The organism is Pukyongiella litopenaei (assembly GCF_003008555.2).
Taxonomy (GTDB): domain Bacteria; phylum Pseudomonadota; class Alphaproteobacteria; order Rhodobacterales; family Rhodobacteraceae; genus Pukyongiella; species Pukyongiella litopenaei.
Genome location: NZ_CP027665.1, coordinates 2,782,934 through 2,803,840, shown reverse-complemented (window position 1 = coordinate 2,803,840; position 20,907 = coordinate 2,782,934). Strand labels below are relative to the sequence as shown.

The following is a 20,907-nucleotide window of genomic DNA, read 5'->3' as shown; positions in this document are numbered from 1 at the left end:
CAGCGACAACCATCGAGCCACCCATCCGGGCGCGCAAGGGGCTGTGCCATGTCGCACAGATAGCCCCCAGCCCCCAGGTCGAACCGTCACAAGCGCCCCACCTCTGCCGCGATCGACACCGGCGAGCTGACGGAAACCCTGAAGGGCGATGGGCCGTTGACCGTGGTGGCGCCGACCGATGCCGCGCTTGCCGCGCAATGCGGTGAATATCGCACCGGTGTCGGTCTCGCCGGCACCGGTTCGCAACCTGAAGCTCGGCGGCGCCTTTGTCACCGGTGCGGGGCCGTTCAGCCCTGCGCCGCCTTCAGTTCCAGCCGGCGCGCATGCAGCACCGGTTCGGTATAGCCCGATGGCTGCTCCCGCCCCTTGAACACCAGGTCGCAGGCCGCGAGGAAGGCGATGCCGTCGAATCCCGGCGCCATCGGGCGATAGGCCGGATCGCCGGCATTCTGGCGATCCACCACGGCGGCCATCTTCTTCATCGCCGCCATCACATTGTCCGCGTCCACGATGCCGTGATGCAGCCAGTTGGCCAGCGCCTGCGACGAGATCCGGCAGGTTGCGCGGTCTTCCATCAGGCCCACATCGTTGATGTCGGGCACCTTGGAACAGCCGACACCCTGGTCGATCCAGCGCACCACATAGCCCAGGATACCCTGCGCGTTGTTCTCGACCTCGCGCGTGACCTCCTCCGCGGACAGGTTGCGGCCCTCCATCACCGGGATGGTCAGCAGATCCTCCAGCGTGCCGCGCGCACCGCCGGCGGCAATCTCGTCCTGCCGGGCCAGCACGTCGACCCGGTGGTAATGGGTGGCATGCAGCGTCGCGGCGGTGGGCGACGGCACCCAGGCGCAGTTCGCCCCGGCCATCGGGTGGCCGATCTTGGTTTCGAGCATCTCGCCCATCCGGTCGGGCATCGCCCACATGCCCTTGCCGATCTGCGCCCGCCCGCGCAGCCCGCAGGCCAGCCCGATATCCACGTTGCGATCCTCGTAGGCGGCGATCCAGGGCGTCGATTTCATCTCGCCCTTGGGCAGCATCGGCCCCGCCTCCATGCTGGTGTGGATCTCGTCGCCGGTGCGGTCGAGGAACCCGGTATTGATGAACGCCACCCGGTCCCTGGCGGCGCGGATACAGGCCTTGAGGTTCGCCGAGGTGCGCCGTTCCTCGTCCATGATCCCCAGCTTCACCGTATTGCGCGGCAGACCGAGAATGTCCTCGACCCGGTCGAAGATCTCGACTGCGAAGGCCACTTCGGCGGGGCCGTGCATCTTGGGTTTGACCACATAGACCGAGCCGTGCCGCGAATTGCCGCCATCGCGTTTGAGATCGTGCATGGCGATCAGCGTCGTGACCAGCGCATCCATCAGCCCCTCGCCGATCTCGGCGCCGTCGCGATCCAGCACGGCGGGGTTGGTCATCAGGTGACCCACGTTGCGCACCAGCATCAGCGACCGGCCCTTGAGCGTGGCGGGCCTGTCATCCGGGGCCGTATAGGCCAGGTCGTCGGCCAGTTTCCGGGTGAACGTGTCACCGCCCTTGGTCACGTCTTCGGACAGGTCGCCCCGCATCAGGCCGAGCCAGTTGGCATAGGCCTGCACCTTGTCGGCGGCATCGACCGCGGCCACCGAATCCTCGCAGTCCATGATCGTGGACATGGCCGATTCCAGCCGCATGTCGTTGATACCCGCCGGATCGGCGGCGCCGATTGTGCCCTGCCGGTCGATCACCAGCTGCACATGCAGCCCGTTGTTCTTCAGCAGCACGAAGGCGGGCGCGCCGGCATCGCCGCCATGGCCGGCGAACTGCGCCGGATCGGCCAGCGCCGGAACCAGCGCGCCGGCGTCGACGCGCAGCGCCCCGGCATCGGCCCAGGAGCCGCCGGCCAGCGGCGCGACCTCGTCAAGGAACGACTTGGCCCAGGCGATCACGCGGGCGCCGCGCGCGGCATCGTAGCCGCCCGGTTCGGGCAGGTCGCCCAGCGCATCGGTGCCGTAAAGCGCATCATAGAGACTGCCCCAGCGGGCATTGGCCGCATTCAGCGCGAAACGCGCATTGGTGATCGGCACCACCAGCTGCGGGCCGGGCACGGTGGCAATCTCGGGGTCGACATTCTCGGTGCCGATGGCGAAATCCTCGCCCTCGGGCAGCAGATAGCCGATTTCTGCGAGAAAGGCCCGATAGGCCGCCGCATCACGGTCCGCATCATGGGCCTGGCCACGCCGGTCGCGATGCCAGCCGTCGAGACGGGCCTGGATCGCGGCGCGTTCGTCCAGCAGGGCGCGGTTCTTCGGGCCAAGCTCATGCACGAGCACTGACAGGCCGGCCCAGAACGTCTCGGCCGGCACATCGGTGCCCGGCAACGCCTCAGCCTCGATGAAACGCACCAGTTCGTCCGCAACCTTCAGCCCGTGCCGCTCCTGTCTGCCGCCCATGACCTGTCTCCTGTCATTTCGTGTGCAATGGTATGCCGGCTGTTTAGGGGCAAAGTTTCCGATAGGCAACATCCGGTCACATCCGCGACAAACCCGCCGGGCGCCCCGCGCTTGCAGCCCGGCATCCTTGCCCCTAACGTCCCCGCGAACACCCATAGCGAGGCCAGAATGCGCGACGCCGCCCCCACCACCGTCCATCTGAAAGACTACACGCCGTTCGGCTTCACCATCGACAGCGTGGAGCTGACCTTCCGGCTGGCGCCCTCGGCCACCCGCGTCATCAGCCGCATCGCGTTCCGTCCCAACCCCGAAACCGGCGACCGCCGGTTCTTTCTGCATGGCGAGGGGCTGACGCTGGTCCGCGCCACCATCGACGGGGACGAGGTGACCCCCGAGATCGTCGATGGCGGGCTGACCTGCCCGGTGCCCGACGCGCCGTTCACCTGGGAATCCGAAGTCGAGATCGACCCGGCGGCGAATACCGCGCTCGAAGGGCTCTACCTGTCAAACGGCATGTATTGCACCCAATGCGAGGCCGAGGGCTTCCGCAAGATTACCTATTACCCCGACCGGCCCGACGTGATGGCGACCTTCACGGTGCGGATCGAAAGCGACCTGCCGGTGCTGCTGTCGAACGGCAACCCCGGCGACCGGGGCGAGACCTGGGCCGAATGGCACGATCCCTGGCCGAAACCGGCCTATCTGTTCGCGCTGGTGGCCGGCGACCTGGTCGCCCATGCCGACCGGTTCACCACCTGTTCGGGCCGCGAGGTGGCGCTGAACCTCTGGGTGCGTCCCGGCGACGAGGACAAATGCGCCTTTGGCATGGAGGCGCTGAAGACATCGATGACCTGGGACGAACAGGTCTATGGCCGCGAATACGACCTCGATGTGTTCAACATCGTCGCGGTCGATGATTTCAACATGGGCGCGATGGAGAACAAGGGGCTGAACATCTTCAATTCGTCGGCGGTGCTTGCCAGCCCTGAAACCTCGACGGACGCCAATTTCGAACGGATCGAGGCGATCATCGCCCATGAGTATTTCCACAACTGGACCGGCAACCGTATCACCTGCCGCGACTGGTTCCAGCTGTGCCTGAAAGAAGGCCTGACGGTGTTCCGCGATGCCCAGTTCACCGCCGACATGCGCAGCGCGCCGGTGAAACGCATCACCGACGTGATCGACCTGCGGGCGCGCCAGTTCCCCGAGGACAACGGCCCGCTGGCGCATCCGGTGCGGCCCGAGAGCTTTCAGGAGATCAACAATTTCTACACGGCAACCGTCTATGAAAAGGGCGCCGAGGTGATCGGGATGCTGAAACGGCTGGTGGGCGACGAAGCCTATGCCGAGGCGCTCGAGCTCTACTTTGCCCGCCATGACGGCCAGGCCTGCACGATCGAGGACTGGCTGAAGGTGTTCGAGGATGTGACCGGCCGCGACCTGGGCCAGTTCAAGCGCTGGTATTCACAGGCCGGCACCCCGCGCCTGACGGTTCGCGACTACTGGACCGACGGAACCTATACGCTGAGCTTCACCCAGGTCACGCCGCCCAGCGCCGCCAGCCCCGATCCGCAGCCGCAGGTCATTCCCGTCGATGTGGGCCTGCTGGGGCCAAATGGCGACGAGGTGCGCCCCACCGAGACGCTGGAGATGACCGGCGCGACCCAGAGTTTCCGCTTCGAAGGGCTGGCGGCGCGGCCGGTGCCCTCGATCCTGCGCGGGTTTTCCGCCCCGGTGATACTGGACCGCGACAGTTCCGACAGCGAACGCGCCTTTCTGCTGGCCCATGACACCGATCCGTTCAACCGCTGGGAAGCCGGGCGCATGCTGGCCGCCGAAACGCTGATCGCCATGGCCGCCGGGGACGCCGCGCCGGGGTCCGACTACCTGGACGGGATGCTGGCGGTGCTGCGCGACGACACGCTCGACCCGGCCTACCGGGCGCTGATGCTGGCATTGCCGGGGCAATCGGAACTGGCCGGGACGATGGCGGATCGCGGGATCACCCCCGACCCCGATGCGATCTGGTCCGCCGCCGAGGCCCTGCGGCTGGCGCTGGCGCAGAAGGCGCAGGACGTTCTGCCGCGCCTGGCCGAGGACATGCGGGTCGACGCGCCCTATCGCGCCGACGCGGACCAGGCGGGCAAGCGGGCACTGGCGGGCGCGGTGCTGGGGCTGGTCACGCGGCTGGACGGGGGCATCGCGGCCGCCGCGCAATACGCCGCCGCCGACAACATGACCCTGCAGCTATCGGCGCTGGGTTGCCTGCTGAACGCGGGCAAGGGCAAGGCGGAACTGGCGGCCTTCCGCGACCAGTGGGGGCATGACCGGCTGGTGATGGACAAGTGGTTCGGGCTGCAGGTGATGCAGGCCGCCCCGGCGGATGCGGCGGATGCGGCCCGGCAGCTGACCGAAGACGCCGATTTCAACTGGAAGAACCCCAACCGGTTCCGCGCCGTGCTGGGCGCGCTGGCGGGCAACCATGGCGGGTTCCATCACGCCGGTGGCGCCGGCTACGCGCTGCTGGCGGACTGGCTGGTCCGGCTCGACCCGGTGAACCCGCAGACCACCGCGCGGATGTGTTCGGCCTTCCAGACCTGGCGGCGCTACGACGCGGACCGGCAGGCGCTGATTCGCGCCCAGCTCGACCGCATCGCGGCCCGGCCCAGCCTGTCGCGCGACACCTCCGAGATGGTCACCCGCATCCTGTCGGCGTGACCCCGCCCGTCTATCGGTTTGCCCGTCATGGGCGGACATGGCGGCTGGGCCTGGTCCTGCTGGCGATCTGGGCCGCGATCCTGGCCGCCGTGGTCCGGCTCGACGCCGCGCCGTGGCTGATGGCGCTGCTCGGGCTGCTGACCCTGCCGGCGCTGCGCGATTTCGTGACCAACGCCTCCAGCGGGCTGCGGATCGGCGGCGGCGACCTGCACTGGCACAGCGGCCGGCGCAGCGGGCAGCTGCCGCTATCCGCGATCGACCATGTCCGGCTGGATACCCGCTGGGATTTCTCGGTCCGCGCCACCGTGCGGCTGAAGGCTGGCAAGCCGGTGCGGCTGCCCGACGAATCGCTGCCGCCGCACCGGGTGTTCGAGGCCGAGCTCCTGGCCCGCGGCATCCGGGTGGAACGGCACCATTTCCGGGTGTTCTGAAGCAGCGCGCGCCCCTTGCCCCGCCCCGCCCGCTGGCCTAGAACCTCACCCTGACCGCAGCCGCAGCGAAAGGCGCAGACCATGCTCGACCTGACCTACGAAACGCCCAAGGCGAAAACCATCGCCGGGGCGAAACATGACTGGGAACTGGTGATCGGCATGGAGGTCCACGCGCAGGTGTCATCCAGCGCCAAGCTGTTTTCCGGCGCCTCGACCGCGTTCGGCGCCGAGCCCAATTCCAACGTTTCCTTCGTCGATGCGGCGATGCCGGGCATGTTGCCGGTGATCAACGAATTCTGCGTCGAACAGGCGGTGCGCACCGGGCTGGGCCTGAAGGCCGAGATCAACCTGAAATCGGCCTTCGACCGCAAGAACTATTTCTACCCCGACAACCCGCAGGGCTATCAGATCAGCCAGCTCTACCACCCGATCGTGGGCGAGGGCGAGGTGATCGTGGACATGGAGCCCGGCATCGCCCGCCGGGTGCGGATCGAACGGATCCACCTGGAACAGGACGCGGGCAAGTCGATCCATGACATGGATCCGAACATGTCGTTCATGGATTTCAACCGCACCGGGGTGCCGCTGATGGAAATCGTCAGCCGCCCCGACATTCGCGGCCCCGAGGAAGCGGCCGCCTACATGATGAAACTGCGCCAGATCCTGCGCTATCTGGGCACCTGCGACGGCAATATGCAGAACGGCAACCTGCGCGCCGATGTGAACGTGTCGGTCTGCCGCCCCGGCGATTACGAACGCTATCAGGAAACCCAGGATTTTTCCCATCTGGGCACTCGCTGCGAGATCAAGAACATGAACTCGATGCGGTTCATCCAGGCCGCGATCGACTATGAGGCGCGGCGCCAGATCGGGATCCTCGAAGGCGGGGGAACGGTCGAGCAGGAAACCCGGCTCTATGATCCCGACCGGAACGAAACGCGGTCGATGCGGTCCAAGGAAGAAGCGCATGACTATCGCTATTTCCCCGACCCCGACCTGCTGCCGCTCGAGATCGAACAGGACTGGGTGGACGGCATCGCCGCCGGCCTGCCGGAACTGCCCGACGCCAAGAAGGCCCGGTTCATGGGCGATTTCGGACTGACCGACTATGACGCCAGCGTGTTGACCGCCGAGGTCGAATCCGCCGCCTATTTCGAGGACGTGGCGCAGGGCCGCGACGGCAAGCAGGCCGCCAACTGGGTCATCAACGAACTGTTCGGGCGGCTCAAGAAGGAAGACCACGCGATCACCGAAAGCCCGGTGTCGCCCGCGCAGCTGGGCGGCATCATCGACCTGATCGGCAAGGGCGACATCTCTGGCAAGATCGCCAAGGACCTGTTCGAGATCGTCTATACCGAAGGCGGCGACCCGGCGCAGATCGTCGCGGATCGCGGCATGAAGCAGGTCACCGATACCGGCGCCATCGAGACCGCGGTGGACGAGATCATCGCCGCCAACCCCGCGCAGGTGGAAAAGGCCAAGGTGAACCCGAAACTGGCGGGCTGGTTCGTCGGCCAGGTGATGAAGGCCACCGGCGGCAAGGCCAATCCCAAGGCGGTGAACGACATCGTGCAGGCCAGGCTGGGGCTGTAGCCCGACCGCCGCCACGCGCCACCCGAGCAGGAGCCCCACATGACCGCCCCCTTCATGTCCAGCCTGATGGAAGTGAAACCGGACTGGATCGACTATAACGGCCATCTCAACATGGCCTATTACAGCGTGCTGTTCGACCAGTGCGGCGATCAGGTCTATGAGCAGCTCGGGCTGGGTCCGGACTATGCGTCCAGCCGGGGCTTCACCACCTATACCGCCGAGTTTCACATCCGCTACAGGCGTGAGCTGCATGTGGGCGACAAGGTGCGCTGCTCGTTTCAGCTGCTCGACCACAATGACCGCAGTTTCCATTCCTATCAGGAACTGTTTCACGAGGACGGCTGGCTGGCGGCAACCGGCGAGGCGCTGGGCCTGCATATCGACCGGTCCGGGCCACGGGTGGCGCCGTATCCGCCCGATATCGCCGAAAAGATGGCCGCCATGCACGCGGCCCATGCGTCCCTGCCCCGGCCCGACGGCGCGGGCGGCTCGATCGCGATCCGGCACCGGTCACGCTGAGCCCGCACGGACCGGCCGCCGGTCGATCCGCGCCGGGAAGCCGTTGTTTCTGTTTCAATACCGGCCGGAAACCGGTTAGGGTTCCGCAAAAAACGCAGCGACGGGGGACTGGACGACCAGATGCGGCGATATGAATACAAGGTGGTGCCCGCGCCTCAGAAGGGGCTCAAGGAACGCGGCGTGCGCAGCGCCGAGGGCCGGTTTGCCTTTGCGGTGGAAACCACGCTGAACGACATGGGGGCCGAAGGCTGGGAATACCTGCGCGCCGAGCTGCTGCCGAGCGAGGAACGTTCGGGCCTGACCGGGTCGGTCACCAACTGGCGCAACGTCCTGGTGTTCCGGCGCGCGCTGGACGGGACCATGTCCGAAACGGCAGCCGACGACCGCCCTGCCCCGGATCCCGAACCCGACCCGGATGACGCGGACGACACCCGACGCGGCCCCGCGCTGCCGCCGGAACCCTTGGGGCAGCCGCAGATGACCGCGGGCGAAGGCGTCGTGCCGCCGGCGGTATCGGCCTCTCCCGCCCCGGAGCCGCCGTTGCGGGCCGTTCGCGATGCCACGGCGGATGACGCTGGCCGCGGCAACGGGGACGCCGCCGGAAACGGCGACAGCGCACGGCGCTGATCTGCGCTGACTTGCGCTGACCTTCTCTGGCCACGAACCGGGTCTGCACTGCCGGGCAGGACGACCGGAGCGGGCAACCGGCCGCAAAGGTGACCCGTTTCGGATTCCGTGCTAGGATCGCCGGGCAATGTGATCACATGCCGCCCGGGTCCGAGCCGGTGCAAGGGCCTCGGACTCCCCGGTAATCATGGCCGGGGCCATGTTCCGTCCGGGCCATTCCCCGCATTGCACGGTCGTTATTTCAGCGAGGTCATTTATCATGAGTAATTCAACGCATCGGGACGGCGATATTTCCAGGCTTCATCCCGTGGTTCGCGACAAGGTGCAGAAGATCCGCGCGCAGCTGCACAAGGAAAAGATTCCCTTCGAGGTGTTCGAAGCCTGCCGCACACCGCAGCGGCAGGCGGCGCTTTACGCCCGGGGCCGGACCCGGCCCGGCACCAAGGTCACCTGGGTCGGACCGTGGAAATCGATCCACCAATACGGGCTGGCCGTGGATTTCGTGCTGTGCCCCGGCGGCAACTGGAGCTGGAACGACAAGGGCGCCGAGGCGGCGCATTGGAAACGCATGCACGAACTGGCCGAACAGCACGGGATGCAGCCGATCCGCAACAGCAGGGGGCACCTGGTCGAGAAACCGCATATCCAGCTTGCGGGCGTGTCGGCGGGCGATCTCTACCGGGGCAACTATCCCGATGGCGGCGACACCGCCTGGGCCGAATACCTGGCCGAGATGATCGACAACTGGTCGGGCCCGACCGTCCCGCCGCCGAAACCGGCGCTGGCACCGGAACCGCCGGGCCTGCCCGACGACATCGTCGCCGGAATGGAGGCCGAGGCCGACGCGGCGGGGCTGGGCACGGATATCGTGGCCGCCAAGGCCGCCGCCGCCATCGAGGCCGCCGAGGCGGATGCGCGGTTCCAGCGGCTGCACGCCTTCGTCCGGCTGTGGGAGGGTGACAGCTTCGTCGATCATCCCGAGGACAAGGGCGGGCCGACGAAATACGGCATCACCCAGGCGACGCTGGCCAACTGGCGTGGCCGGGATATCGACGCGGGCGACGTGCGCCGGCTGACCCGCGAAGAGGCCGACGCGATCCTGCGCGCCAACTACTACAACATCTGCCGCTGCGGCGAGATGCCGGAACGCACGGCGGCGGTGGTCTATAACGGCGCGGTGCTGCACGGCCCGAGGCGCAGCATCGAGTTCCTGCAAAACGCGTTCAACGATCTCGGCATGACCGTGGATGGCGCACCGCTCGAGGTGGATGGCGATATCGGCCGCCTGACCATCGCCGCCGCCCGCCAGACCGATGCCGGCGCGCTGGCCAAGGCCTACATGGACATCCAGGACACCTATTTCCGCCAGTTGTCGAATTTCGACACGTTCGGCGCCGGGTGGCTGAACCGCCTGGCGGCGCTGCGCGATTTCGTGTCCTCGCTGCCGCAAGGGGCGGGCAAGCGCCCGAAGACCACGATGGAGATCTCCGACCGCAAGCGCGATCCCGACCTGGATACCGGCAAGCTGCTGGGGGCAGTCCTGGCCGGGGCCGACACGGCTTCGGGCGGCAAGACGGCCCGGCGCGCGGCGCTGGCCAGCGTGCTGGAGGCCGTGCTGGACAATGCCGGATCGGGCGGCGACAGCCGCGACCGCACGCGCCGGACATTGCTGCGCGTTCTCGTCAAGCAACTGACCGACGAAACCCCCGCACCGGCCCCGGCGGATGGCAGCGGCGAGAAACCGCCGCTGACGCCGGTGAACGCCGCGCTGGGCGACACCATCGGCTATGCGCTGGACGGCAAGAAATCGGTGATCGGCGTCGTCGGGCTGGTCCTGACCGTGCTGCTGCCGAAAATGGGCCTGCCGGCGACGGCGGCCAACCTGATCATCGACAACACGCCGATGCTGATCACGCTGTTGGCCACCTTCACCGGCTGGGGGTTCCTGGGCAAGATCGACAAGGCCATCGCCGCGGCCACGAAAGCGTCGGGCTGACCGGGGAAGCCCTGTCACTCTGGCCTGTCACTCTGGCCTGACAGACCGGCCCCGGCCCGAAATGTCAGTCGCCGATATCCATCGACAGGGCATGGATACGGCCGACGATGTCGGGGCCGAGCGCGTCATGCACCGCCCGGTGCCGTTGCAGGCGGCTCTGCCCGGCAAAGGCGCTGGCGCGGATGCGCAGGTTGAAATGGCTCTCGCCGCCCTCGCGGTAACCCGCATGGCCGCGATGGCTTTCGCTGTCATCCACGATCTCGAGTTCGCGCGGCTCGAACGCGGCCTGAAGCCGTGCGCGCATGTCGTTTGCTATCGCCATATGTCTGCTCTGTCCTTCTGCTTCGGGTGACGATTTTTTCGCGCCGCCCTCTTCTATCTCGCGCCGCATAGATTAAACTCCGGCTTCCGAGTCGAACAGGGGCCCGAAATGACACGACCAGATCCATTCGGTTTCGATATGTCCGTATCTTCCGCAAAGAAGAAGAACCCGCGCGGGCGGCGTTCGATGTCGGGCGCATCGGAGACATCGGTCCGCGTCTGCGATCACGACGGCTGCAACGAAGCGGGCAAGTTCCGCGCGCCCAAGGCCCCGGACGTGCTGGATGATTTCTTCTGGTTCTGCCAGCAGCATGTGCGTGAATACAATCAGAAATGGAATTTCTTCGACGGCACCACCGAGGCCGAACTGAACGCGCAGATGTCCAAGGACAAGGTCTGGGAACGCCAGACCCGGCCGCTGGGCGACCCCGAGGCGCGGGCTTGGGCGCGGCTGGGCATCGAGGACCCGCATCAGGTGCTGGGTGAGAAGGCGACCCAGAACCCCGGCCGCAGCGCCGGACGCCGCCTCCCGGCCACCGAACGCCGGGCCATCGAGATCCTCGAGGCCGAGGACCGCTGGACCAAGACCGAGATCCGCCGTGCCTACAAGAAGCTCATCAAGGTCCTGCATCCCGACATGAACGGCGGCGACCGCAGCCAGGAGGAACGCCTGCAAGAGGTGGTCTGGGCCTGGGATCAGGTAAAGATCAGCCGCAATTTCAAGGACTGACGGCCACCGCCCCGGTCAGGTTTCACTCGTTTCGCCGGAATGGCGGCTGGCGGGTTTTCACGGCTGGTCGCGGAACAGGCAGATCGGGCTGGTCCAGACCCGGTTGCCATCCTCCGGCGTCGCACGGATCCGGACCGGCGTGTCACCGGTCGCCGCGACAGCCACCCATTCCCGAAACGTGCCGCGGTGTCACGGGCCGGAGATGCTCACAGCGAAACGGCGGGCGGGCGGCCCGAAATGATATCGGCCAGAACGCGGCTGGTGCCGCAGGCCTGTGTCCAGCCATTCGATCCGTGGCCGATGTTGAGATAGAGGTTTTCATGGCCGCGCTGACCGACGATAGCCGGCCCGTCCGGCGTCATCGGCCGAAACCCGCACCACTGGCTGGCGGTCCCGTAATCCGCCGCGCCCGGAAAGATTGCACTGGCCCGGCGGGCAATGGCCGCCAGCGCACCGCTGTCCAGCCGCGGGTCGTGACCGGCCAGTTCCGCCACGCCCGCGACGCGGATCCGGCGGCCCAGGCGGGTGATCATCAGCTTGCTGTGTTCGTCCATCACCGACGACCGCGGCGCGCGCGCCTCATCGGTGATCTCGGCCGTCAGAGAGTAGCCCTTGACCGGATAGATCGGCACGTCGATCTTCAGCGGCCCCAGCAGCTCGGGCGCGCGCGATCCGGTGGCAATGACAAAGCCGTCCGCCTGCAGCACCTCGCCCCGGTCCGTGCGCGCCGCGCTGATCCGGCCGCCGGACTGTTCGAGCGCGGCGATGCAGTTGCCGAAACGGAACGAACACCCCAGGGATTTCAGCCGCGTGACGAGCTGCTCGGTGAACAGGCGGCTGTCGCCGGTTTCGTCATCGGTCAGGTGAAGCCCGCCCGCAAACGACGCCTCGGCGACGGCCAGTGCCGGTTCCACCTCGGCGATCTCGCCGGGACCCAGCAGCCGGTGCGCGATCCCCAGTTTCCGCAGGACCTCGGCCGACCGCCTGCCACCGGCCAGTTCGCTGTCATCGGCGAACAGCTGCAACACGCCGAGCGAGGCGTGATCATAGGCAAGGCCCAGCTGGTCCCGCAACTCGACGAGACAGGCCTTGCTGTAATGTGCCGAACGCTGCATGCGTTCCTTGTTCGCGGCGAACCGGGCAGCGGTGCAGTTGCGCAGGAATGCGGCCAGCCAGCGCCACTGCGCCGGATCGAGGCGCGGCCGAATGCGCAGCGGGGCGCCCTGGACGAACATCCAGCGCAGCGCCTTTTGCGGCATCCCCGGCGCGGCCCATGGCCCCGCGAAACCCGGACAGACGCCGCCGGCATTGCCAAAGGACGCCCCTTCGGCCGGGCCGGGGTTCTGATCGACCACCGTGACCTGGTGGCCGTCCTGCACGAGATACCAGGCAGTGGTGACACCGACAACACCCGCGCCGATGACGAGGATCCGCATCCCGTCCTTCCTAGAAGGTGCCGGGATAGCTGCCGCCATCCATCAGCAGGTTCTGACCGGTCATGAAGCCGGCCTTGTCGCCACAGATCCACGCGAACAGCGATCCGAGCTCGTCCGGGCGGCCATAGCGACCCGCCGGATTCTGCCGCGCCCGGCGCGCCCGGATTTCCTCGAAACTGCCTTCGCCCGCCTTGACCAGCCCTTCGATGTGATCGGCCTGCGCTTCGCTGTCGAAGATGCCGGGCAGAATGTTGTTGATGGTGACGCCATGCGCGATCGTCTGGCGCGCGAGACCGGCCACGAACCCGGTCAGGCCGGACCGCGCCCCGTTCGACAACCCCATCTCGACCTGCGCGACCTTCACCGAGCGCGAGGTGATGTTGACGATACGGCCAAAGCCGCGCTCCATCATGCCATCGACGGTGAGACGGATCATGCCGATCGGCCCCAGCATCATGCGGTCCAGCCCGGCGACCCAGTCGTCATGCGTCCAGTCGCGGAAATCGCCGACCGGCCAGCCGCTCGCATTGTTCAGCAGGATATCCGGCGCCGGACAGGCCGCCAGCGCCGCCGCCCGCCCCTCATCGGTGGTGATGTCCGCGACGACGTAACGCACCGGAACCTCCAGCCGCGTCGACATCTCGCCGGCTGCCGCGGCCAGGGCGGTTTCGGTCCGGCCCGCGATCGTGACGCGGGCACCCTCGGCGGCGATGGCCTCGGCGCAGGCACGGCCAAGCCCGCGGCTGCCGCCGAATATCAGCGCCTGTCGCCCGTTCAGTCCCAGATCCATGCAATCACTCCTCTGTTCGTGCCGCGGTTACCGGCGGATCCCGGCGTGCAACGCGCACCAGAACGGATTGCGCGGCACTGCCTTGGCCCAGCCGCGATGTCCGGCGGTCGGCGGTCAGGACATTGGGATTTCCGTTCTGTTCGACGCCCGAGCCGTCGGTGCCGGGCGCATACCATGATCCCGTCGGCATGATGGCAACACCTTGGCGAAGACCGCAATCCTCGTCGAGGCGCGCCAGACAGGCGCCGCGCCCGTTGAACACCCGCACGATATCGCCATCCCGAAGACCACGCGCCGCCGCATCGCCGGGGTTCAGGCTGATCGGCGCGGGCGCATTGTGCCGGCGCGCCTGGTAGAGCTGGCCATGCAGCTGTTTCGCAGGCTGGGACGACAGCAGATGCAGTTCATCGGGCGCGGCGGCACCCAGCCATTCCTCCGGTTCGATCCAGGCGGGCCTCGGCGGGCAGTCTTCGTCATACCCGAACCCCGCGATGGTTTCGGAATACAGCTCGATCCGGCCACTGGGCGTGCCCAGCCGATTGGCTTCGGGATCGCTGCGAAAACGCTCCAGCAGAATCTCGGGTTCGTCGGGGGCGGGCACATGGAAATGCCCGGCCCGGCGCAAACCGTCATAGTCGGGGGCGTCTATGCCATCGCGCGCGGCGCGTGTCCGGGTTGCCGACCACAGATGGCGCAGCCAGGCCTCTTCGTCGCGGCCCTGCGTGAACCGGTCGTGACAGCCCAGGCGCCGGGCAAGCTCGGCAAAGATGGCGTAATCGTCACGGCTTTCGCCGACCGGTTCGATCAGTTTGGGCATGAAGAACACGAAAGGGTCGCGGGACGATCCGCCGATATCGTTGCGTTCGAGCGTCGTCGTCGCGGGCAGCACGATATCGGCGCGTTGCGCCGTTGCGGTCCACCACGCGTCATGCACGATCACCGTGCGTGGACGTTTCCACGCGGCCTCCAGCCGGTTCAGGTCCTGGGCATGGTGGAACGGATTGCCGCCGGCCCAGTAGATCAGGCGGGTATCGGGATATGTGCCGCGCCGGCCGTTGAATTCGAAGGTTTCACCGGGGCGTTCCAGCATGTCGAGAACCGAGGCCGCCGGGATCGACGATGCCGCGGGATTGGCAAGCCCCGGCATCGCCGGCACATATCCGCGCCGCGCCGACATGCCGACGCCGTTCAGCGACCCGAAGCCGAAGCAGAACCCACCACCGGGAAGGCCGATCTGCCCCAGCATCGCCGCCAGCGCGATCAGCGCCCAATAGGGCTGTTCACCGTGGCGGGCGCGCTGCAGCGACCATGCGGCTGTCAGCATGATCCGGCCCGAGCGGACGATCCGCCACAATTCCCGCAGGCTCCCGACCGGGACCCCGGATATCCCGGCGGCCCATTCCAGCGTCTTGGGCTGATTGTCGTCCGCGCCGCGCAGATAGGCGATGAACCGGTCGGCCCCGACCGTGTAGCGGTCGAGAAACGCGCGGTCGGCGCGATCGTCGCAGAGCGCCTCATGCGCGAGGGCCAGAATCAGGGCCGTGTCGGTATTTGGCAGCGGCTGGATCAGCAACGCATCGATGCCCGGCGGGATGTCCGCCGAGATGGGAGAGATGATCACGAAGCGAACGCCGCGATCCGCCGCGCGGCGAACCAGCTCTGGCATATGGTGATAGCCCGCCCCGCCGGAGGTGACGCGCCAGTTCTTCGGGTTCAGCCCGCCGAACGCGATGAGCGCGTCGCTGTGTTCGGCAATCGAGTCCCAGCCCGTCGCGGCATGGGATACCGCCGAGGCGTCGCCCAGCACATGAGGCAGAAGGGCGGCGGCGGCGCCCCAGCTGTAATTGCCCGACTGGTCGGTGAACCCGCCCGCGGCGGCCAGAAAGCGGCGGACCTGGGTCCGCGCGTGGTGAAAGCGCCCGGCGCTCGACCAGCCATAGGATCCGCCGAACACCGAGGCCGCGGGATGGTCGCGATAGACCGCCTCCAGCTCCGATGCGACTAGATCGAGCGCGGTGTCCCAATCCACGGGCACCATGTCTTCGCATCCGCGTCCGGCGCCACCGGCCCCGGCGCCCCGTTCCAGGCAGGATCGGCGGACATGCGGTCGCCGGATGCGCGCCCGGCCATAGGCCAGCTCCGGCCAGGCCCCGATCATGTCCGGGTCCGCCCCACCGCCCGGCCAGGGGCGCGCTTCGGTCAGGCGGCCGTTCTCGACGACCGCCTCGAAGGCGCCCCAATGGCACAGGCTGGTGGCGACCCGCCGCTGCATCAGGCGACGAGGCGCCCGAGCTGGACATCCAGACCGTATTCCCGGTCCAGTTCGAGCGCGCGGAACACGTCGATGCCGCGTTGCAGGGCGGCGCCGTCCATCGGCTTCAGCGGCTTGCGCAGCGGCCCCGACGGGAGACCGACCACCTGCATCAGCGACTTGATCGCGACCGGGTTGATCGCCGAATAGGCGAAATGCAGCATCGGCAGGTTCCTCAGATAGGCCTCGCGGAAGGCAAACGCGTCCTCGCCGCCCGCCCAGGGGGTGGAAATCGCCGCCATCGCGCGCGGTATGATGTTGCCCGTCATGTTCGCGGTGCCATGCCCGCCCAGCGACATGGTCGGAACGATGAGACCCAGGTTGGGCGAACAGCAACACATCACCGACATGTCCTTTTTCGCGGCGCAGACCTGCGCCACCTGGCCGACGCGCGTGGTCGATTCCTTCAGCACCGCCATGTTCGGGTGATCGGCCAGCCGCAGGAGGTTGTCCCAGTGCAGGTCGGTCTTGACCCGGGGCGGGTTGTTGTAGAACCCCATCGCCAGTTCGGTGCTGTCCAGCACCTCGCGGACGTAATCCTCGATCGCGTCATTGTCCGCGCAGATATAGGCGGGCGCTGCGATGATCGCGCCGTCGCTGCCCTCGTTCTTCGCGAACCGGACGAGATCGATCGTCGCCTGCGTGTTGTTGCCGGTGCAGCCATGCCAGACCTGCATCTTGCCGGTCTTCATCCGGGAGGTTTCCGAGATGATCATCCGGCGTTCCTGCTGGTCGAGCATCGACACCTCGCCGGTCGAGCCCATGATGAGCACGGCGCTGGTTCCGTTTTCCTCATGCCAGCGCATCAGGGTGCGGAACCCCTCGATATCTACTGAGCCGTCGGCATTCATCGGGGTCACGAGGGCAACGAAGGAACCGATAGGTTTATTGGTCATCTTAACCACCATTTTGAAAGAGTTCGGGAGAGAGGTATTTCGGCAGCCCCAGGATGATGTCCGGGAACCACAGCGACAGCACCGCCACCAGCACGGTCAGCACGCAAATCGGCAGCGCGGCCCACATCGCCGCGCCGATCCGCACCTCGCCGATCTGGGCCGCGATGAGAAGACAGATCCCATAGGGCGGCGTGATCAGCCCGACCGACAGCACGATCACGGTCAGCACGCCGAGATGCACGGCGTTGAACCCCGCCAGCGTGCCCAGCGACTGGATGATGGGAAGAAAGATCAGGATCGCCGAAATGGGGTTCAGCACCATCCCGATCAGCAACAGGAACCCGATCAGCATCAGCATGATGCCATACCGATTGTCGGTTACCGAGGTGATGAAACCGGTCACGATCTCGGCCGCGCCCAGATAGGCGATCAGCCAACCGAAGATCCCGGCGCCCGCCACGGTGAAGAGCGGCACCGCGAAATCGACCGTTCCGCGCGCCAGCAGGGCCGGAAATTCCCGCAACGGCACATCGCGATAGACCACATAAGTCAGGAACAGCGCCCAGAGCACGGCGATGATCGAGCCTTCGGTCGGCGTGAACACACCGCCGATGATCCCGCCGAGCACGAGCACCGGGATCATCATCGGCGCGATCCCCTTGATCAGCGCCCAGCCGAGGCTGCGAAAGCCGGGGAACGGATTGGCGGGATACCCGTGCCGAAGCGCCTGGATGTAGGTATAGCCCATCATCAGCACCCCGACGAGAACGCCCGGCACGACACCGCCCAGAAACAGCGCCCCGATCGACACGTTGCCGAACGCGCCATAGATGATCAGGATGATCGAGGGCGGGATGATGACGCCCAGCGTCGATGAGGCGGCGGTCAGCGCGACGGCAAAGGCCGGGTCGTAACCGGCCTTTTTCATCGCCGGTATCAGGATCGAACCGACGCTGGCGGTATCGGCGGCGGCAGACCCCGACAGGCTGGCGAACACCATCGACACAAAGACGTTCACATGGCCCAGCCCGCCGCGCACATGGCCCACCGTGGCATCGGCGACCGACAGCAGCCGCCCGGTGATGGACCCGGCATTGAGGATGCGCCCGAGGAACATGAAGAACGGGACCGCGAGCAGCGTGAAACTGTCGATGCCGGAATACATCTGGTTCACCGCGGACGCCAGCGGCAGCCCTTCGACCAGCATGACCGCGACCGACGAGATGATGAGCGCGAAACCGATATTGACCCGCAACGCGATCAGCAGAAAGAAACTGCCCAGCAAGAGGACGAGCGGGTTCATTCCGTCTCTGCCTCCGTTTCGGGGGGGACGCCGCCGGTTGCGAAAATCACCGCATGTTCGATCGTGTAGAGCGCCATCAGCGCCCCCGACACCGGCAGCGCCAGGAACAGCCAGAACATCGACAGGCCGAGCGAGGGGATCACCGCCGTCGACCGCAGCGAGGCGAGCTGCCAGCCGGGTATGACCAGCACATAGATGACGACCGCCGCCGCGACGATGCCCAGCGCCGCCAGCGGTCTCGTAATGACCGTCCAGCGTTCGGGCAGGATGTCGACGCTGTAATGGGCGTGGCGACGCAGGGCGACGGCGGCGCCGACGAAGATCAGCCAGGTGAACAGCAGCTGGGCCAGATCAAGGGTCCAGATCGCGGGCAGCGACAGCAGCGCCCGCCCGATGACCTGGTAGGCGACGGTGACGATCAGCAGGAAGAAGCCGATGGACAACAGTATTTCGACCAGCCGTGTCACGGCATCGCAGAACCGGACGAGCATGGCAATTCTCCGGGTGGCCGGTCGCCCGTTCGGGACGACCCTCAGGTGAACGGGCCCGGCGCGATCGCTGTCACGCGGCGGGTGCTGTCCGCGGCTAGTCGGAAGCGGCGGACTTGATGATCTGGTATTCCTCGACGAGATCGAGATCCTGGGCCAGCTGTTCCTGAACCGGTTCGAGGATCGCGATGAATGCCTGCTTGTCGGGCCGCGTCACCGCCACGTCATGTTCGGACACCAGCCCGTCGACCAGTTCGGAATCGTATTTCTTGGCCATGTCGATGCCATGATGGTTGGCATCCTGCGCAACGTCCCAGACCAGTTTCCGGAGATCCTCGGGCAGCCGGTCCCAGGATACCTGCGACATCGAGGTGTGGTTCACCTGGATCGTGTGCCCGGTCAGCGCGAGGTTCGGGGCTACCTCGTAGAGCTTCGATCCGTCATAGCCCGGCAACGAGCTTTCCATCGCCTGGGCAACCCCGGTCTGCATCGCGGCGTAAAGTTCGCCCCAGGAAACCGTCACCGGCAACATCTCGAGCGCGGACCAGACCGCGGCATCCATCGGTGTCGGGGGGGTCCGCATCTTCAGCCCCTTCAGGTCGCCCGGCCCGTTGACGGCGACACCATCGGTCGCCACGTTTCGCGTGCCCGACGCGCCCAGCGCCAGCAGTTTCAGACCTAGGCCGCGCTCCTCGTAAACCTGTTCGAAATGCTCGAAGATCGGCTGGTCCGGCGCGAGAACGGCCTTCATCTTGTCCATGCTGTCAAAGATGTAGGGCATGGTGAAGATCGCGTATTCCGGCACCTGCTGGACCGCGTTGCTCGTCGTCGATACCATCAGGTCGATGGTCCCGAGGCTCATCTCGCTCATCACCGCCGGATCCTGGCCCAGCTGGCCGGCGTTGAAGACGCGAACCTCGATCCGCCCGTCGCTCTGCGCTTCGAGCTGTTCCTTCATGTAGTCGGCGATGTCGTTGTAGGGATGCGGCGACTGGACCAGCGTGTGAATGCGCAGGGTCACATCTGCCGCAAATGCCGGCGCCGCCAGCAATGCCGCCGTTGCGGCCGAAACGAGAAGTCGAGCGAAGCCTGTCATCCGAGAGCCCATCCTTGGAAGGTTGCTTGAATGCCATACATCTACAACCCGCCGACCCATGAGACAAATTAGATTATCTCTCCTTGGCATAAATGAATGTTATGGCTCAGATGGCCACGACATCCTCCATCCTGGCGATCGTCGCGATCATGCGGTCGCGAAACATGGCCCCCGCGCGCGACAGCGTCTGGTTCGCCGGTTTCAGCACATGAAAATCAAACGGCACGACCGGGGTGAACGGCACCCGCACCAGCGCATCGCCAAAGCTGATCGGCGTCAGCGGATCGACGATGGCAACGCCGATGCCGGCCGCACTCAGCGCGCAGGCGGCAAAGGATGGCTGGCTTTCGATGATGACATCGGGAACGGCGCCCACATCGGAAAATGCGCGGTCGACATGCCTGCTGGCCAGCGATTCACGCGTCAGGGCGACCATCGGCACCCCGTCCAGGTCACCCGGCCCCAGTTCGGACCTGCCGGCCAGCGGGTGGTCCGGCACCATCACGCAGACGCAATGCGTGCGAAACGACGCCAGGATCTCGATATCCTGCCTCGCACCCTGGACCTGCGCGATCCCCAGTTCATACTGGCGCGACGCCACCAGGTCGATGACGCGCGGCGACGTGTGGACGTTATGCGTGACCCGCACCCCTTCGAACGCGCGGACAAAACCGCTGAGCACGGCGGGCAGGATCCGGAAGCTGACCATCGGCATGGTCGCGACACGCAGATCCGCCCGCCGCAGCTGCCGGATTTCGGCCGCGACCCGTTCCAGCCGCTCCATGCCGTAATACATGCGTTCGACCTCGCCATAGAGCTCCATCGCCTCGCGTGTCGGCAGCAGCTTGCCCCCCCGCCGTTCGAACAGCGCGAACGATACCGAATGTTCGAGATCGGCGATCAGCCGGCTGACCGCGGGCTGGGTCACCCCGATCGCCCGCGCCGCGGCCGTGATCGATCCGTATTGCATCACGGCCCGGAAGGCCTGAACCTGTCGTTGCTTCATCTGCGTCTCCTGCCGGGTCCGCCACACCGTCCTTCGACCGGCACGCGGCGGCCGCGGCGGGATCGGTCCTTTCGTGGTGCCCGGCTCATGCAAGGTGTTTCCAGATCAACCGGATATACACAATGGTGATCGATCGGCCAAACGGGCCGTATCTACCCATATGCGGGCGGTGCGGATCACACTGGCCAGCGGTTTTCTCCGAAAGAAC

17 protein-coding genes are annotated in these 20,907 nt (G+C 66.6%); 7 read left to right on the top strand and 10 right to left on the bottom strand.

The features are described from left to right. Positions 1 to 287: 287 nt before the first annotated feature. On the bottom strand, positions 288 to 2,435 hold the full coding sequence (locus tag C6Y53_RS13940) for a malate synthase G (RefSeq protein ID WP_106472977.1): 2,148 nt from the start codon (positions 2,433 to 2,435) through the stop codon (positions 288 to 290). A gap of 168 nt (positions 2,436 to 2,603) precedes the next feature. Between C6Y53_RS13940 and pepN the strand changes: the two genes are divergently transcribed. The 6 genes from pepN to C6Y53_RS13910 all read left to right on the top strand — a co-directional run bounded on the left by pepN (position 2,604) and on the right by C6Y53_RS13910 (position 10,322). Further along, positions 2,604 to 5,156: an aminopeptidase N gene (gene pepN / locus C6Y53_RS13935; RefSeq protein WP_106472976.1), complete on the top strand. Its 2,553-nt coding sequence runs from the start codon at positions 2,604 to 2,606 to the stop codon at positions 5,154 to 5,156. Continuing rightward, positions 5,153 to 5,587 (top strand): hypothetical protein, encoded by a 435-nt coding sequence (locus C6Y53_RS13930; RefSeq protein ID WP_106472975.1) that lies wholly within the window; start codon positions 5,153 to 5,155, stop codon positions 5,585 to 5,587. Before pepN ends, C6Y53_RS13930 begins: the two co-directional genes overlap by 4 nt. 81 nt (positions 5,588 to 5,668) lie before the next feature. Continuing rightward, positions 5,669 to 7,180, top strand: a complete 1,512-nt coding sequence (gene gatB / locus C6Y53_RS13925) for an Asp-tRNA(Asn)/Glu-tRNA(Gln) amidotransferase subunit GatB (RefSeq protein ID WP_106472974.1) — start codon at positions 5,669 to 5,671, stop codon at positions 7,178 to 7,180. 39 nt (positions 7,181 to 7,219) lie between these two features. Continuing rightward, complete coding sequence (locus C6Y53_RS13920) at positions 7,220 to 7,699, top strand: thioesterase family protein (RefSeq protein WP_106472973.1); 480 nt, start codon at positions 7,220 to 7,222, stop codon at positions 7,697 to 7,699. 120 nt (positions 7,700 to 7,819) lie between these two features. Then, the gene (locus tag C6Y53_RS21285; RefSeq protein ID WP_244614842.1) at positions 7,820 to 8,326 is read left to right on the top strand and encodes a DUF4177 domain-containing protein; all 507 of its coding nucleotides are present in this window, start codon (positions 7,820 to 7,822) and stop codon (positions 8,324 to 8,326) included. A 259-nt stretch (positions 8,327 to 8,585) separates the two neighbouring features. Beyond that, a complete protein-coding gene (locus C6Y53_RS13910; RefSeq protein ID WP_211299391.1) occupies positions 8,586 to 10,322 on the top strand; it encodes a glycosyl hydrolase 108 family protein in 1,737 nt (578 codons plus the stop codon). 64 nt (positions 10,323 to 10,386) lie between these two features. Here the strand turns inward: C6Y53_RS13910 and C6Y53_RS13905 are convergent, their stop codons facing one another. Continuing rightward, positions 10,387 to 10,644 carry a BolA family protein gene (locus C6Y53_RS13905; RefSeq protein WP_106472971.1) on the bottom strand — a complete coding sequence of 86 codons (258 nt, stop codon included), beginning with the start codon at positions 10,642 to 10,644 and terminating at the stop codon, positions 10,387 to 10,389. Positions 10,645 to 10,752: 108 nt separating this feature from the next. Between C6Y53_RS13905 and C6Y53_RS13900 the strand changes: the two genes are divergently transcribed. After that, positions 10,753 to 11,373, top strand: coding sequence for a J domain-containing protein (locus C6Y53_RS13900; protein WP_106472970.1), 621 nt, complete (start codon positions 10,753 to 10,755; stop codon positions 11,371 to 11,373). Between the two features lie 206 nt (positions 11,374 to 11,579). Here C6Y53_RS13900 and C6Y53_RS13895 read toward each other — a convergent pair whose 3' ends face one another. From C6Y53_RS13895 to C6Y53_RS13860, 8 genes are all read right to left on the bottom strand, one after another. Then, positions 11,580 to 12,809, bottom strand: a complete 1,230-nt coding sequence (locus tag C6Y53_RS13895) for a D-amino acid dehydrogenase (protein WP_106472969.1) — start codon at positions 12,807 to 12,809, stop codon at positions 11,580 to 11,582. A 10-nt stretch (positions 12,810 to 12,819) separates the two neighbouring features. After that, a complete protein-coding gene (locus C6Y53_RS13890) occupies positions 12,820 to 13,599 on the bottom strand; it encodes an SDR family oxidoreductase (RefSeq protein ID WP_106472968.1) in 780 nt (259 codons plus the stop codon). Positions 13,600 to 13,603: 4 nt separating this feature from the next. Then, on the bottom strand, positions 13,604 to 15,871 hold the full coding sequence (locus C6Y53_RS13885) for a molybdopterin-dependent oxidoreductase (protein WP_106472967.1): 2,268 nt from the start codon (positions 15,869 to 15,871) through the stop codon (positions 13,604 to 13,606). Beyond that, complete coding sequence (locus C6Y53_RS13880) at positions 15,871 to 16,806, bottom strand: dihydrodipicolinate synthase family protein (RefSeq protein WP_106472966.1); 936 nt, start codon at positions 16,804 to 16,806, stop codon at positions 15,871 to 15,873. Before C6Y53_RS13880 ends, C6Y53_RS13885 begins: the two co-directional genes overlap by 1 nt. Position 16,807: 1 nt before the next feature. Further along, the gene (locus C6Y53_RS13875) at positions 16,808 to 18,109 is read right to left on the bottom strand and encodes a TRAP transporter large permease (protein WP_106472965.1); all 1,302 of its coding nucleotides are present in this window, start codon (positions 18,107 to 18,109) and stop codon (positions 16,808 to 16,810) included. Further along, positions 18,106 to 18,600, bottom strand: a complete 495-nt coding sequence (locus C6Y53_RS13870) for a TRAP transporter small permease (protein WP_106472964.1) — start codon at positions 18,598 to 18,600, stop codon at positions 18,106 to 18,108. Before C6Y53_RS13870 ends, C6Y53_RS13875 begins: the two co-directional genes overlap by 4 nt. Positions 18,601 to 18,694: 94 nt before the next feature. After that, complete coding sequence (locus tag C6Y53_RS13865; RefSeq protein ID WP_211299390.1) at positions 18,695 to 19,693, bottom strand: TRAP transporter substrate-binding protein; 999 nt, start codon at positions 19,691 to 19,693, stop codon at positions 18,695 to 18,697. Positions 19,694 to 19,799: 106 nt separating this feature from the next. After that, positions 19,800 to 20,699, bottom strand: coding sequence for a LysR substrate-binding domain-containing protein (locus tag C6Y53_RS13860; protein WP_149615531.1), 900 nt, complete (start codon positions 20,697 to 20,699; stop codon positions 19,800 to 19,802). Between the last annotated feature and the right edge of the window lie 208 nt (positions 20,700 to 20,907).

Bases quoted from the DNA above. Each gene is read 5' to 3' on its own strand.
- C6Y53_RS21285 (WP_244614842.1), top strand. From the start codon at position 7,820: ATGCGGCGATATGAATACAAGGTGGTGCCCGCGCCTCAGAAGGGGCTC.
- C6Y53_RS13875 (WP_106472965.1), bottom strand. From the start codon at position 18,109: ATGAACCCGCTCGTCCTCTTGCTGGGCAGTTTCTTTCTGCTGATCGCG.
- C6Y53_RS13870 (WP_106472964.1), bottom strand. From the start codon at position 18,600: ATGCTCGTCCGGTTCTGCGATGCCGTGACACGGCTGGTCGAAATACTG.
- C6Y53_RS13910 (WP_211299391.1), top strand. From the start codon at position 8,586: ATGAGTAATTCAACGCATCGGGACGGCGATATTTCCAGGCTTCATCCC.
- C6Y53_RS13895 (WP_106472969.1), bottom strand. From the start codon at position 12,809: ATGCGGATCCTCGTCATCGGCGCGGGTGTTGTCGGTGTCACCACTGCC.
- C6Y53_RS13920 (WP_106472973.1), top strand. From the start codon at position 7,220: ATGACCGCCCCCTTCATGTCCAGCCTGATGGAAGTGAAACCGGACTGG.
- C6Y53_RS13940 (WP_106472977.1), bottom strand. From the start codon at position 2,435: ATGGGCGGCAGACAGGAGCGGCACGGGCTGAAGGTTGCGGACGAACTG.
- C6Y53_RS13885 (WP_106472967.1), bottom strand. From the start codon at position 15,871: ATGCAGCGGCGGGTCGCCACCAGCCTGTGCCATTGGGGCGCCTTCGAG.
- C6Y53_RS13860 (WP_149615531.1), bottom strand. From the start codon at position 20,699: ATGAAGCAACGACAGGTTCAGGCCTTCCGGGCCGTGATGCAATACGGA.
- C6Y53_RS13865 (WP_211299390.1), bottom strand. From the start codon at position 19,693: ATGACAGGCTTCGCTCGACTTCTCGTTTCGGCCGCAACGGCGGCATTG.
- pepN (WP_106472976.1), top strand. From the start codon at position 2,604: ATGCGCGACGCCGCCCCCACCACCGTCCATCTGAAAGACTACACGCCG.
- C6Y53_RS13880 (WP_106472966.1), bottom strand. From the start codon at position 16,806: ATGACCAATAAACCTATCGGTTCCTTCGTTGCCCTCGTGACCCCGATG.
- C6Y53_RS13900 (WP_106472970.1), top strand. From the start codon at position 10,753: ATGACACGACCAGATCCATTCGGTTTCGATATGTCCGTATCTTCCGCA.
- C6Y53_RS13890 (WP_106472968.1), bottom strand. From the start codon at position 13,599: ATGGATCTGGGACTGAACGGGCGACAGGCGCTGATATTCGGCGGCAGC.
- gatB (WP_106472974.1), top strand. From the start codon at position 5,669: ATGCTCGACCTGACCTACGAAACGCCCAAGGCGAAAACCATCGCCGGG.
- C6Y53_RS13905 (WP_106472971.1), bottom strand. From the start codon at position 10,644: ATGGCGATAGCAAACGACATGCGCGCACGGCTTCAGGCCGCGTTCGAG.